Source organism: Pseudoalteromonas sp. APC 3358 (assembly GCF_030408075.1).
Classification (GTDB): domain Bacteria; phylum Pseudomonadota; class Gammaproteobacteria; order Enterobacterales; family Alteromonadaceae; genus Pseudoalteromonas; species Pseudoalteromonas arctica.
In genome coordinates this window covers 95591-109961 of record NZ_JASDCE010000015.1, presented here as the reverse complement: position 1 = coordinate 109961, position 14371 = coordinate 95591, and the positions used below count along the sequence as shown (strand labels likewise).

General features: G+C 38.4%; 13 protein-coding genes. 4 read left to right on the top strand and 9 right to left on the bottom strand.

The window, feature by feature from the left end; all coding sequences use genetic code 11:
• Positions 1-164: 164 nt before the first annotated feature.
• The 6 genes from QL995_RS18990 to QL995_RS18965 all read right to left on the bottom strand — a co-directional run bounded on the left by QL995_RS18990 (position 165) and on the right by QL995_RS18965 (position 5843).
• On the bottom strand, positions 165-608 hold the full coding sequence (locus QL995_RS18990) for a PA2169 family four-helix-bundle protein (RefSeq protein ID WP_007585695.1): 444 nt from the start codon (positions 606-608) through the stop codon (positions 165-167).
• Between the two features lie 177 nt (positions 609-785).
• On the bottom strand, positions 786-1724 hold the full coding sequence (locus QL995_RS18985; RefSeq protein WP_002961484.1) for a LysR family transcriptional regulator: 939 nt from the start codon (positions 1722-1724) through the stop codon (positions 786-788).
• 16 nt (positions 1725-1740) lie between these two features.
• Entirely contained in the window at positions 1741-3459 is a 1719-nt protein-coding gene (aceK, locus tag QL995_RS18980) for a bifunctional isocitrate dehydrogenase kinase/phosphatase (RefSeq protein ID WP_007585698.1), read from the bottom strand.
• A gap of 103 nt (positions 3460-3562) precedes the next feature.
• On the bottom strand, positions 3563-4042 hold the full coding sequence (locus QL995_RS18975) for a DUF4124 domain-containing protein (RefSeq protein WP_290294873.1): 480 nt from the start codon (positions 4040-4042) through the stop codon (positions 3563-3565).
• A gap of 86 nt (positions 4043-4128) precedes the next feature.
• Entirely contained in the window at positions 4129-5625 is a 1497-nt protein-coding gene (locus tag QL995_RS18970; RefSeq protein ID WP_010554080.1) for a DUF3413 domain-containing protein, read from the bottom strand.
• A 5-nt stretch (positions 5626-5630) separates the two neighbouring features.
• Entirely contained in the window at positions 5631-5843 is a 213-nt protein-coding gene (locus QL995_RS18965) for a DUF1414 domain-containing protein (RefSeq protein ID WP_007375276.1), read from the bottom strand.
• Positions 5844-5905: 62 nt separating this feature from the next.
• On the opposite strand from QL995_RS18965, the gene yejK reads away from it, so the two are divergent.
• On the top strand, positions 5906-6922 hold the full coding sequence (yejK, locus tag QL995_RS18960) for a nucleoid-associated protein YejK (RefSeq protein WP_121955650.1): 1017 nt from the start codon (positions 5906-5908) through the stop codon (positions 6920-6922).
• Positions 6923-6993: 71 nt separating this feature from the next.
• Here yejK and QL995_RS18955 read toward each other — a convergent pair whose 3' ends face one another.
• Complete coding sequence (locus QL995_RS18955) at positions 6994-7644, bottom strand: DUF4124 domain-containing protein (RefSeq protein WP_197189275.1); 651 nt, start codon at positions 7642-7644, stop codon at positions 6994-6996.
• A gap of 15 nt (positions 7645-7659) precedes the next feature.
• Positions 7660-8259 (bottom strand): DUF4124 domain-containing protein, encoded by a 600-nt coding sequence (locus QL995_RS18950; RefSeq protein WP_290294871.1) that lies wholly within the window; start codon positions 8257-8259, stop codon positions 7660-7662.
• A 93-nt stretch (positions 8260-8352) separates the two neighbouring features.
• Between QL995_RS18950 and QL995_RS18945 the strand changes: the two genes are divergently transcribed.
• Positions 8353-8718, top strand: a complete 366-nt coding sequence (locus QL995_RS18945) for a hypothetical protein (RefSeq protein ID WP_007585713.1) — start codon at positions 8353-8355, stop codon at positions 8716-8718.
• Between the two features lie 81 nt (positions 8719-8799).
• Here the strand turns inward: QL995_RS18945 and rne are convergent, their stop codons facing one another.
• Complete coding sequence (rne, locus tag QL995_RS18940) at positions 8800-11976, bottom strand: ribonuclease E (protein WP_290294870.1); 3177 nt, start codon at positions 11974-11976, stop codon at positions 8800-8802.
• A gap of 772 nt (positions 11977-12748) precedes the next feature.
• Between rne and rluC the strand changes: the two genes are divergently transcribed.
• Together rluC and QL995_RS18930 are read left to right on the top strand one after the other, a co-directional pair.
• Positions 12749-13708, top strand: a complete 960-nt coding sequence (gene rluC, locus QL995_RS18935) for a 23S rRNA pseudouridine(955/2504/2580) synthase RluC (protein ID WP_010554171.1) — start codon at positions 12749-12751, stop codon at positions 13706-13708.
• The gene (locus tag QL995_RS18930; protein WP_290294869.1) at positions 13705-14367 is read left to right on the top strand and encodes an HAD-IA family hydrolase; all 663 of its coding nucleotides are present in this window, start codon (positions 13705-13707) and stop codon (positions 14365-14367) included. The genes rluC and QL995_RS18930 overlap by 4 nt, the downstream gene beginning before the upstream one ends.
• Positions 14368-14371: the final 4 nt, after the last annotated feature.

Below are 14371 nucleotides of genomic sequence, written 5' to 3'. Positions count from 1 at the left end.
TGGCAAAACTCAGTCGTAAGGTGTAATTCTTTAATAAATTCAGACATAAAAATAGGCCACAACTTCTGTTGTAGCCTATTATGAGCCCTTTGAAAGATCGTTCAATTAGCTTAAACGATCTGCATTAAGCGCTAGGCTGGGTTGTATTTATGCGTTATGTAAGCTTACTGCTTTTGCATACGGCTCATTTCTGCATGGCAGCTTTGCATTGTTAATAATGTTTTAGCCAGTGCAGCTTCGCAATCAGCCGGTTGTGGTTTATCCATAGCGGCTTTAATTTCTACAAGCGTTTTATCTTCTACTTCTTCAAGCTCTTTTACATACGTGCTGTCGTTATGTGAGGTGAATGTAGTAAGTAAGGCTGTGTATGCACGTCGTGCTTCAACTGCGAAAGATGAACCATCTTCGCGTTCGCCTTTTTCATTAATTGCATATGGCTGCAAGCGCTCAACACTCACTTTTCGGGCATCTATCATACGCTGAAAAAGTGCGCCAATAGCAGGGTCTTCAACTTTTTCCTGTGCTTTTTGATAAAAGTCGATGCCGCTGTTCATAACTTGAATGATGTCAGTAATATGATTTACTTCTGATCCTTGATGGGTGTTCATAATGACCTCTTTTATTAAATGAATGTATAGTTCAATTTAATAAAAGCAATGTATGTTCCACGTTTTTATTTTTATGTAGTTGTTTGATTTTATTAGTTTAATTGTGTTTCAGAAAGGGGCTAAGTTAATGAGGAAAGTATTAACTTAGCAATTTTTACATTATATTGTGTAATAAAGTTATTTTAGCTCTTCAGCTACTTCAGCTACTTTTTGGCGTAACCAGATATGGCTCGCATCGCGATGTAACAGTGGGCTCCAAATCATATCAAGCTCAAAAGGAGGAATTGGAAACGGTGGCTCTAAAATTTTAAGCCCCGGATCATCTAAGTATATATTTGCGGCTTTTGAAGGAAGGGTCGCAATCAAATTTTTCTCTTTAGCTAAATGAATCGCTACATGGTAGTTACGCGTAAAAGTGGCAATGTTACGATGTTTACCAAAGTGGGCAAGTGCTTCGTCAACCCAACCAAGTTTTTGCACATCTTTAGGGTCCATGCCCACACCTACACCAAAACCTGTTTTACTCACCCATATATGGCGCGCTTTTAAGTAGCTGTCGAGGCTAAAGTTTTCAATAATAGGGTTGTCGGCCTTAACTAAGCAGCAAAAACTGTCTTTCCAAATACGTTTATGATGAAAAGACTGAGGTAAGTTTTCAAAACGGTTGATTGCCATATCTACTTTACCGTTTTCTACATCATGAAAGGTTACATCACTTGGTGTGAGTATATCTAAAGTAGTATCGGGGGCTTCTTCGTGTAGTTTACTTAATAGCTTTGGCGCTAACGTACTTGCAGCGTAATCACTGGCCATTATTCTAAATACACGTTTACTCTGGCTTGCCTCAAATTCTCTATTAGGTGCTAGGGTTTCTTCAAGCGTCATTAATATGCCACGAATAACGGGTTGTAACTCTAAAGCGCGCTCTGTCGGGACCATACCATCGCTGGTACGAACTAAAATAGGGTCGTTAAATAAGTTACGAAGACGTTTAAGGCCATTACTCATTGCGGGCTGCGTAATACTCAATTGATTAGCAGCGCGTGTTACGTTGCATTCTCGAAGCAATGTATCGAGATAAACGAGTAAATTTAAATCTATTTTACTTATATTCATTGTGTGTCCTTTGCGTCTACCAGTGATGGATAAATCGCTGTGCTGTCGGGTATGGGTAAATATGACTTACCTGCCCATTTTTTATATTTTGTTGCGCCTGCTTCCAAAAGCTAACATCTATAAGCTCTGGATGAGTGCTGAGGAAAAACTTTTTATACATAGGATTAGGCATTACAAATGTACATAACTGCTCTGGGAATACATCTTGTGGTGCAACAGAGTAACTTTGTTCATCCATCAAATAGTCGTCGTAGCTCTTTGCTTTTGGTAATGCTCTAAAGTTCATATCTGTTAGGTATTGAACTTCATCGTAATCGTAAAAAATAATACGTTTGTGCTTACTTACACCAAAGTTTTTTAAGAGCATATCGCCAGGAAATATATTAACGGCAATCATTTCTTTTAGAGCTTGCCCGTATTCTTCAATCGCGTCTGCGGCACTTTCTTCATCAGCATTTTCTAAAAATAAATTGAGTGGTGTCATGCGCCGTTCAATATATAAATGCTTGATGATCAACCATTCGCCTTCAATTACCATTGATGAGCCAATTGTTTTATGTAATTGCGCAAGTAAATTACTATCAAAACGCGCCAAAGGAAATACGACGTTAGAATACTCTATGGTATCGGCCATTCTGCCAACGCGATCATGGTTTTTTACTAGTTGATAACGCTTTAATACGGTATCACGGCCGAAGGGCTTACTTTCACCAAATTTGTCTTTTATTACTTTAAAAACATAACCAAATGAGGGAAGGGTAAATACCATCATCACCATACCGGGAGTACCCGGTGCAATTGTAAACTCATCACTAGAGTGAGATAAGTGATTTAAAAACTCTCGATAAAACTCAGTTTTACCCTGCTTATGAAAACCCACTGCGTTATAGAGCTCAGCAAGTGTTTTGTTTGGCATAAGCTGATTCAAAAACCGGACAAGTGCTGAAGGTGCATGAGTCTCTACCATAAAGTAGGCACGGGCAAAGCCAAAAATGACACGCATTTGAGATGATTTAGTTAAAAGTGCATCTAAATATAATCCGTTATCTTCATCGTGTAACACGGCGATTATAAAAGGCTGAACCCCACTTTTTGAAACAACACGACCAACAATATAAGCTGCTTTATTACGATAAAAAGGTGTGTGTAAAATATCAAAGCGCATTTGCCAAGGTTGGTGATGTGTATCGGGTGCTTGTTTATAAAAAGCTTTAACAAGAAGGCGAATATCACGCTCTAAATTTACAAATGGGGCTTTAAAATCAAAATGATTAATAATGCGTTTTATTGTTGGCTTTAGCCCATCAACTACTGGAAAGTATGTCCTATATTCGGCCTCAACAGGTACTGAAGGAGCATCTTTCAAAGTTGCTTCTACAAATATAAAGTCATTATGAAAATAGCGCCTATGGTACAGCCGGCAAAATACAGAATTATAAAAGGTTTCGGCGAGTTCTGCTTGAGGGTGGAAACATAAAAAGTGCTGATATATCTTTTTAACTTCGAGCCATAGGCTTTCATCTAATTGCTCTGTTGGGGTTTCTTTTTTTAGCGCTTGTGTGGTTTCGTTAACACGATCATCATAATAGCTGATACGCAAACGGCTGATATCATTAATTGCTTGCCAATCTTTTTTTGCAAAGGCGAGAGGGGCTTTGGCCGTTGTTTTTTGAAATAGCTGATAGTGCCTTTTAAAACCCGTTAAAATTAATTCAGCAATATGGCGAGGCTGCATTTGCACTCCTTAATAGTCCCTAGAGCTTATACTCTATTGTGTTAAGGGTATGTTATTTTAAGTTTAAAACCAAGATAAATATTATTTGCTAATTAAGAGTGATTTATTGGTATTGAGCTATCTTTTTTTCGAGAATTTTAATTTGTTTAGTAATAACCAATACATCTTTTTTGTACTCTTTATTAATTATTTTTAGTTTTTTAGTAATGTCTTTGGTAATACGCTTTTTATCTTCAACGGCTAGAATATGATTTAACCGCTCTTGTTGTTTGTATTCAGCACGCTGCTTATTACGATCAAGTATTGTTAGTTTATGGTTATTACTGCGAAGCTCTGCCTGTAAGCCAGATAGAAGCCTTTCACGCTCAAGTTCGTTTAGTTGTTTAGTGTAGTCAACCTTAGGACCAGAATACTGATTACCCGTCGTGTTAACTTTATAAGTCGTTGCTTCGTCGTCACACGGCAGTTGAGAAAAGACAGTGCCTTTTTCTGTTACACATTTGTAGTAAGTGGTATCGCTAAAGCTAAAAAAACTGATAAGTAAAAAGCTAGAATGGAGAATATAACGAGAAGTTTTAAACATACATGTCATCCTTGGTTTTTATATCTAACAACAATATAAAACTATAACCTAGCTTGGTGGTATATCAAGCTAGGTTAGGATAACTGTTATTGGGTAAAGGTTTTGAGCTTTTTAATACTCTGTACTAAAAATGGTATATCTAAACCTTGTTCAATAGAAAAACCTTCAGCGGCAGAGATGTTTTTAAAGTTACCATCTGAATCTATTAAGGTAATCCTATCTTTTTTATAGGCTATAACGACACCCTGAGAGTAGTTAACGCCCATATCATCTTTTTTCTTGTATAAATTAACGCCCAGCATTGTTTGCTTGGCAATAGCTTTACAATTTAAATATTGGCCAACGCTTGTTGCAATTAAATCGCTAGGTTGAATAAGTCCATCTACTTTAGAAATACGTTTGTCGGAGCTGTATAAAGTTGAGGTGGTTACTACTTCTTGCTTGTTATTGGCAAGACTAAAAGCAAAAACCTGTGTTTCATCATCTCGAACAGTAGGGTTATCACTCGCTTTAATTACTCGAATAGCACTAGAGCTATGTGCTTGATCATTAATAAAGCTTAGTTCTTCAATGCCAGTTACTTCAATGCTACGGCGCTGACTTTGCCATGCGGGAAGAGTTTGATCTCTTAAAATTGCTGCTTTATAAAAAGCTGGCAAACCATACACTAAGCTAAATAGCATATCGTCGTGATTAGTTGGCTGTAAAAACTGCTCTGTTTTGTGTAAGTTTTTATTATCGGCAACAAATTTAGCGAGTTGTTGCTGGGTTTCAAATACAAAAATATCTACATTGGCTTGTGTGTAGTCTTCACACTTATCAAGCGGGCTTGGCATTTGATAACTAATGTTTTGGTTATTAATTTTTACGTTATGTGCTTGCTTATAGCTTTCTATATCAAGCAGGTCATTTTTAGCTAATAAACTTTTAGCGGTAGTAGGGTATGACAGTGGTAGTACATTATCTTGCTTCGTTACGTCAAAGTTTAAATTTGCGTCAGCCCAAATATGAATACTGTGACTAAGTGAAAAACACACTATTAAAAATGAAATTGCGTAACGTGCAAATTTATATTGTTTTAAGCGTTCAAGGTGTTGCCATGTGTAATTACTCACAAGAAGCTGAAAGCCTAAAATAAGTAATACAATCCCACTGGCTAAAATGGTTGTTAAAGCAGGTGAACTGGTTAAACGATGCCACAGTAGAGAAATAATCTCAGGTAAGGCAGATATACTTAGGTGATAACCCAAATTAACGTAAACATAAGCATCAAGGGTAAGCAGTGAAGCGCCTAGTGTGGCTATAACAGCCGCCATGCCTCGTATATGTCGTGGGTAGGGGAATATTAAACTAAGCGGAAATACCGTCAGCACAAACGCTAAAAAGGCGATAAAACTAGTGTGGCTTAACCACGTTACTAGCATATAAGTAATGCCCATAAAGCTTGTTGGTGGCGAGTCGGCAAATAAGTAGCTTAAGCTAATAAATAGCGCCAAGCCAATATTGGCAAAAGTAAACCAATGGCCCCAGCTTAATAGCTGACTCGCTTTTGATGAAAACTGATTGTGCTGCGATAAATTCATAGAGTTTATTTAACCGACTGTGATAGAGCTTTTGCAAAGTTCTCAGTTACGGCTTGTCTTTTCCCTGTTGGTACATGCTCTTTTAAGATATGCGTGATAGAATTTCCTAAACACATAAGGCTTAAATCTACCGGCGCATTGTGTTTAGTTAGCACATCAATAAGCTGATCGACGATTTGTTCTACTTCTTCATTAGAGTATTTTGATAAGATTGGCATCAGTTGGTTCAATAAAATAGTTATATTCTCGTATTTTAACACTAGAGGCGTGAAAAACAAAGATGACAACAGACGTTAAAAAATTAGTCGTTCATTATGTAGACAAAAAAGACGACGATACGCAAATTCACCTTCGAAATGATGAGATGGTAATTAACGATAAAGTAGCCGTTTTTATCGAACAATTACATCATGCATATAATGGTAAGCCAGGTAAAGGTTACTGTGCTTTCAGTGGTGATAAAAACAGCGTTGTAGCATCTGCAATGCAAAGCTACCGTAACGATGAGCTAGGCTTTTGGCATATGACCGAGCAAGCCTCAACGGTTTTAAAAGAAGAGCTTGATAAGTATGCATTTAGTGAAACAGGCTATTTAGTATTTTGTCATTATCAGTATGTTGCTACCGATTACATGTTAATTGCGATGATTAACATTAAAGAGCATTACTCTATGACCTCTGAGCTTGATTTAGCGGCTTCTCGCCATTTAGATATATCTCGCATGCAACTCGCTGCTCGTATCGATTTAACAGCGTGGGATACGCAAGCTGAAGATAATCGTTATATTTCGTTTATCAAAGGGCGTGCGGGTCGTAAAGTTGCTGACTTTTTCTTAGACTTTTTAGGCTGTGAAGAGGGTATTGATTCAAAACAGCAAAGCCAAGTAATGCTTAGCGCAGTAGAGGATTATTTATCAGAGCAACAGTTTGATAAATCAGAAAAAGACGATTTACGTAAACAAGTATTTGATTACTGTAATGATTGCGTAACCACAGGCGAAGATGCAAGTGTGAGCGATCTATCTGCAACGCTTACAAAAGGCGATGACAGCCCGTTTGATAGTTTTTGCAAAGAGCAAAGCTATGACTTGGAAGAAACTTTCCCCGTTGATAAAAAAACAGTAACCAGTATGGTTAAGTTTTCAGGTCTTGGTGGTGGTGTAAGTGTAAGTTTTGAACGTAAACACTTAGGCGAGCGCGTAACGTACAACGAAGCAACCGATACACTAGTGATTAAAGGCATTCCGCCAAACTTAAAAGATCAGTTACAACGTTTTATGGAAAATGAAAAAGAGTAGTGTTTAAGTACCTAAATTAAAAGAAAAAGCCGTGTTATAACGCGGCTTTATTAATTAGATAACGATAATAACTATTTGTTCGTCTTACAAGTGATTTTCAAACCAATAATTGAACTTTTCGGGTTAAAGTCAGATCGAGCATGACAGGCGAAATTACGATGAGTCCATCTCCAATTACCTCTTCCATAGCGAAGAGTGTTCTCAGTCTGGTCTTCTAATCCCATCTCCATCATTCGTTTATTGATATCAGAAAAAGTAGCATTGAAAAAGCCATTGCTATCAGTTCTAGAAGAAAAATCTTTTGTGTATATTTTCCCTTGGTAAATAATTTCACCCAAACCATTAATAAATCTTGCTGTCACACTATGGATAGGAACAGTTGAGTATTGATAACGACTAGGTGCTAAAAAGGAATGTTCAAAGTTGAAGCTTTTTTTAGGAGTTATATATTGCTGTTCAATTAAGTCTAAATTTAATAACACTATTTGGTTCCAACCCACATAGTTTAGGGCTTCTTTAATAGAATTAACCTCTTTTGGAGTCTTGTTAATTATTGGACTTTGCGAAGTGCTGTTGTTCTGTTGAGGATTGCCTGATTCATCACCTTGCTCACAAGGGATATCGGTAAACGATACTTTGCCCAGTTCGTCTTCACACTTGTATACTTTTGCTTGTAAAACGAAACTTGAAAATAAAAGTATCGTGAACATAATTTTGATCATATCAATCCTTGGTTATTATAGTGAATTTATTTTTTTTTGAATGAGTTCCATATAGCGTAAATGGACTTGGATCTCACATTTATTTTCAGCTATCTGGTCCAGCGAGTTATCAATGGCATATTTAATTGATTCATTTTTTTTATAGTACTCTTGTTGTTTTTCAAGGTGAGTTTGTAACCTCTGGTTTTCTTTTTTTAATTTTTCTTTAGTATTTTCGTGCATTCTTAACCCTACTAGGGCTTTTCTTTTTGGAGTGTCAGAATCATGGAATTTTGAACGAGTAATGCCTTGAAATATATTCCCTTTATATGCAATAAGCTTATTACAGCTGAGCCTAGCTCCTGTTCCTTTAATTATTACTTCAGAGCCCGGAATATGTTTTTCAGGCTCATCTTCAAAGCCATGAATACGGTTATTAGTTTTAACTACAACTTTTTGCACAGTAGGTGTAGATTCAATTCCTTCAACTACTTCTGCTCTTTGATCTGTTGGAACATCTGAGAAATGACGTACACCATTTTTATCGACCCAACTGTAAACTTGTTGTGAACTGGCTGTCGCTGAAAATAATATAAGACCAAAAAATAACTTCCGTTTCATTTGGTTATTGGGCATGTTGCCTTCTTATGGATTGACTCAAATATGTATTTAATTATAGTGTTATATTAGGCTAAAAACCCGTTACTATGTCAAGGAGGAATTATCAATATGAGAGGAGTTATTTATTGTTTATTGGCTACTTTTTTACTATTTGTTTGCTACAGCAAATTAACAGAGAAGAAAATAGTGAGTGACTATTACAAAATGAGCGAACAAATTCAAATTGACGCAAAGCTCAAGAGCTTAACGGCAGATCAAGAGTTCCACCAGCAAATGTTAGATGCTGGCAAGAAAAGTGAAAAGCATTTTTTACTCTATAGTATTGATCCAACCATGCCTAAAGTTGAGGAGTTAGAGCAACGCTGCACAGATCTAACTCTAAAGTCATATAGATCAGAATCTATTTATGATAAAAATATTGCAGAACTTGAATGTGATAAATATGAAGCGTACAAATTGGCGAATGAAAGCTAACTATTAATAGTTTAAGTAGGTATTAAACAAAAAAGCCCCGCTATTTATTAAATAGCGGGGCTTTTTAATAAGTGTTAGTTATTAATCAACACTCAATGTTTTAGTCATTGCAGAACTTGCACGACCAGCAGGTTTGATAGAACCCGCACGTAAACCACTGTCTGGTACTAGTTCACGTTTATCGTGAGCCATTGCTACAGATGTGTGTTTTACTTCGCTATCAGCTACAGGAGTAGGCTGTGCCATTGGCGCACTTGCAGACCCTTGAGTAACCGCTGTTTTAACATGCGGTGCTGATTTTTCAGTTTTCACTTTTGCTTCAACTTTAGCTGGCTCTTCAGTTACTACTGGAGTTTCAACTTTAGCTGGTTCTTCAGTTACTACTGGCGCTTCAACTTTAGCTGGCTCTTCAGTTACTACTGGAGTTTCAACTTTAGCTGGTTCTTCAGTTACTACTGGCGCTTCAACTTTAGCTGGCTCTTCAGTCACTACTGGCGTTTCAACTTTAGCTGGCTCTTCAGTTACTACTGGCGCTTCAACTTTAGCTGGCTCTTCAGTTGCTACTGGAGTTTCAACTTTAGCTGGCTCTTCAGTTACTACAGGAGTTTCAACTTTAGCTGGCTCTTCAGTTACTACTGGAGTTTCAACTTTAGCTGGCTCTTCTACAGCTTCAACTTTTGCTAAGTCTTCAACTGCAACGGCTTGTTCAATTTGCTGCGCTGCATCCACAGGTGTTTCTTCAGATTTAGCTTTAAGCTCTGCTTCATATTCTGCAGCAGCTTGATCAGCAACTGGAACAAATGCAGGGGCTTCGTCAGATTTAACTTCTGCTTCACCTTCAGGACGTCGACGACGTTGACCTGATGCACGAAGATGACGAGGAGAACGGCGTGAACGTGTACGTGTTTGCTCTTGCTCGTCTTCAGTCGTTGCTGCTTCATCGTTAGAATCAACAACGTCAACTTTCTCTTCTTTAATGTGAGCTGTTTTTTCTGCCGGAGCTTGTGTTTGCTTTTCTACAACAGGTGCTTGCTCTTGAACTTGTGGAGTGTCAGTAACTACCGCTTGTTCAGGTGTTTGCTCTGTTGAGTTTGCTTGCTCAGCGTTTTCATCTTGCAGACGTACTTTTTTACGTATGTTACGACGTTGACGGCGAACCTTAGGCTTTTGCTCTTTAGGCTCTACAGCTTGAGCTGGCTTAGAATCAGTTTCTACTTCTACTTCTGCTTTTACAGGGGCTTCAGTTTTAACTTGATCTTTTTCTTCGCTTTTATGCTCTGGGCGCTTACGAGAGTTAGGGTTACGACGACGCTTATTGCGGTTCTCGTTTCTCTCTTGAGTCTCGTTACTTGTTGCTGCTGGTGAGTCTGTTTTAACTTCCTCTTCAGCTGCAGGGCGCTCATTGCGTGGTTTATTAGTGCGCGGGTTATTATTACGACGACGTTGGTTGTTATTACGACGACGATTATCGTTACCACGGCGAGCGTTATTACGCGCTTCTTGCTGCTCTTTTTCTACAGCTTCTTTTTTCTCTTCTACTGTTTCGCTTGCAAATAACGATTTAAACCATTTAGTGATTGCTTCAAACAAGCCACCTTCAGTTTTAGTCTCTGTTACTACAGGCTGAGCTACTGGTGTAGGCGCTGCTTGTGGAGCTGGTGTAGAAGGCATTACAACACCTTTTAGCATTGGCTCTTCACGTACTGGTGCACTTGGTGATTTTGACATCTCAAATGCTTCAGGTTCTGGCGCAACAACTTGTCCGTAACTTACCGTTTCAAGTGTTTCGTCTTTACGTAAACGCATAACTTCGTAATGTGGTGTTTCCATATGTTGATTAGGAATAATCACTACGTCACATTTATGATGCTTTTCAATACGGTGAACACTACGACGTTGCTCATTTAATAAATAAGCAGCAACGGCAACAGGCACTTGTGCATTTACTTGTGCTGTGTTGTCTTTAATTGCTTCTTCTTCAATTAAACGAAGAATAGAAAGTGCGATAGATTCGTTTGAACGAATAGTACCTTGGCCACTACAACGTGGACATGGGCCTTGGCTTGCTTCACCTAATGAAGGACGCAAACGCTGACGCGACATTTCAAGTAAACCAAAGCGTGAAATTTTACCAATTTGAACACGAGCACGATCTGGGCGAGCAGCATCTTTTAAACGATTTTCTACTTCACGTTGATGACGTGGAGGCGTCATATCGATAAAGTCGATAACAATTAAACCACCTAAGTCACGAAGACGTAATTGACGTGCAATTTCATCGGCTGCTTCTAAGTTAGTATTAAGTGCTGTTTCTTCAATATCGCCGCCTTTAGTTGCTTTAGACGAGTTGATATCGATAGACGTTAGTGCTTCAGTTGGGTCAATTACAATTGAACCACCAGAAGGCAGACGTACTTCACGCTGGAACGCAGACTCAATTTGGCTTTCAATTTGGTAATGCGTAAATAAAGGAGTGTCGCCTTGATAAAGCTTAACACGGCTCATAAAGTCAGGACGAAAACGCTCAATGTGCGCTTTAGCTTCTTCAAAAACACGTGGTTTATCAATTAAAATTTCGCCAATATCACGACGTAAATAATCGCGTATCGCACGGAATATTACATTGCTTTCTTGGTGTATTAAAAATGGCGCTTTAGCACTATCGGCTGCTTGTCTAATTGCTTCCCAATGTACTAATAATGCTTTTAAATCGTAGTTTAATTCTTCAAACGATTTACCAACACCCGCTGTACGAACAATTAAGCCCATACCTTTAGGAAGTTCTAAACGACCCAATGCTTCTTTAAGTTCAGTACGTTCATCACCTTCAATGCGACGAGAAATACCGCCAGCACGTGGGTTGTTAGGCATAAGCACTAAGTAGCTACCAGCAACACTGATAAAAGTAGTTAACGCAGCGCCTTTTTGGCCACGCTCTTCTTTATCAACTTGTACTATAACTTCTTGACCTTCTTTTATTACGTCGCGGATGTTAGGGCGACCATGAAAAGTGTAACCTGCAGGGAAGTAAGTACGGGCAATTTCTTTTAAAGGAAGGAAACCATGGCGGTCAGCACCGTAATCAACAAATGCTGCTTCAAGAGATGGTTCAATGCGAGTGATTTTGCCTTTATAAATATTGGCTTTTTTCTGTTCGTGACCTGGGCTTTCGATATCTAAATCATATAGGCGCTGGCCATCAACCAGTGCTACGCGCATTTCTTCTTGCTGCGTTGCATTGATTAGCATACGTTTCATATTGTTACTCTACTTATTTATGTCGCTGACATGACGATGTTTTTCTCGCCTGTTCAGTTGTCCCTATTTTTAGAATGTGCAGCCTCACGACTGGGTCTTTAACGGAACGGCTCTGTTTCTCGTATGCAGTATTTTAAATGCTGGCAAACAATAGCAATTATTATCGCTATTAAATTCTTAATGGTGCTAAAACTGTCGGCTTTTCAGCTACGTTTACAAGTTTTACCCAGAAGTCGGCCTGTCATATTAATCTTACTAAATATCATTCATATTAGGCGCGTAGGGCTCATTAAGTTGGTGAGCAATACATACTGATGTATCGCTAATATCCGTTTTAAGAGCAAAAATCGCTGCCGATGTTAATGAACGCTTATTTATTAGATTTTTTTAGTTCTAAATAAGCTGCTATACGGTACTACAATAATTGAGCTAGTGCTGAACGACGTTTTTTACGTCGTCACTATCAGACAAATTATCTGTTCATTGCTTTCTCTAGCACGTTAAAAATCGCTTCATGTTCAAACTTAACCAGCAATATATTACGCGCATTGCCGTTAATTGATCGCACGTGTTAACTGAGGAGGCATAAAAGCTTTGGAAAACTTAACTCGGATCTGTATGATCGGCTACCCAGAATGTGCATCACGAATGTTTTAATGTGTTAAAAAGCACCGTTGTTATTTGCAAATACTAAATATTTGCGCTGCTGATTATCCCACTATTATTACAGTGTTAGCAACTAAATTATTTTACTTAAATTAGTGATTAGGCAATGTCAGAAAAAAACGACTTACAAGTAACTTATGTCACGATCAACGAAGACCATTTAGGTCAGCGTATTGATAACTTTCTTATTACCCATTTAAAAGGGGTGCCTAAAAGCGCTATTTATAAACTTTTGCGCAAAGGTGAGGTACGCGTTAATAAAAAGCGTATTAAGCCTGTATATAAACTACAGCTTGAAGATGTACTTCGTATTGCACCTATCAGGGTTGCTGAGCGTGAAGAATTTGTCCCATCAAAATTAGACAAAGTAACTCGCCTAGAAAACGATATTTTATTTGAAGATAAATACCTTATCGTAATAAATAAACCATCAGGTATGGCTGTTCATGGCGGCAGTGGTTTAAGTTATGGCTTGATTGAAGCTTTGCGAGCACTTCGCCCAGAGGAACGTAGCCTTGAGCTAGTTCATAGGCTTGACCGTGATACATCAGGTTGTTTACTTATAGCAAAGCGTCGTTCGGTGTTAACAGCATTGCATGAACAACTTCGCGAAAAAACAATGGAAAAAAATTACTGGGCACTTGTAGAAGGGCAGTGGGATTCTAAAACTAAAAACGTAACCGAAGGGCTGCGTAAAAATACACTTAAATCGGGCGAGCGCGTAGTACGCGTAGATAACACTGAGGGAAAACCTTCACATACTCGTTTTAAAGTACTTGAACGTTTTAACGATTGCTCACTTGTACAAGCATCGCCTGTTACAGGGCGTACGCACCAAATTCGTGTGCATACGCAATGTAAAGGTCACCCAATAGCGTGCGACGATAAATACGGTGACCAGGGTTTTGACGATTCTATGCGTAAAGTTGGGTTAAACCGATTGTTTTTACACGCACATGATTTAAGTTTTTATCACCCTAAAAACGAAACAACTATGCGTATTGAAGCGCCCCTTGATAAAACGCTTAAAAATACATTACTAAAATTACGAGATGCAAAACTGTGATAAAAGTGACTCCAATTAAAAAATATAAGCTCGTCATTTTTGATTGGGATGGCACTGTTATGGATTCAGTCACTAAAATAGTTAACTGTATTCGTAGTAGCGCCGAGTCACTTAATTTAGTGCCACCTAGTGACGAAGCCATTAAAAATATTATTGGTATGTCGCTTGAAAAAGCAATTGACGTTTTATTTCCTGATAATGTAGTGCAGCACCAAGCGTTAATTTCAGGTTATAAATATCAATACAGTGTGGATACTACTCCCACGCCTGTATTTGCTAATGTCGTCAGCGTTTTAAATGCCTTAAAAGAGCAGGGCATTGTTTTAGCGGTTGCAACAGGTAAAGGTAGGGGTGGGCTAGAGCGTTTGCTTGAACAAAGTCAATTGCGCCACTTTTTTAGTGCAACGCGTACTAGCGATGAAGCGCAATCAAAGCCCTCTCCAGATATGTTGTATCAATTACTTGAAGAACTTGGCATAAGTGCTCAACACGCTGTAATGATTGGCGACACTCAAATAGACATGACTATGGCAAAAGCTGCGGGCATGGATAGAATTGGCGTAACAATGGGTGTACACAACGCACAGCAGCTAAATAAGCTTAGTCCTGTTGCAACAGTAGATAACTATCTGCAGTTGCAACAGGTTTTGCTTGGCTAATTTA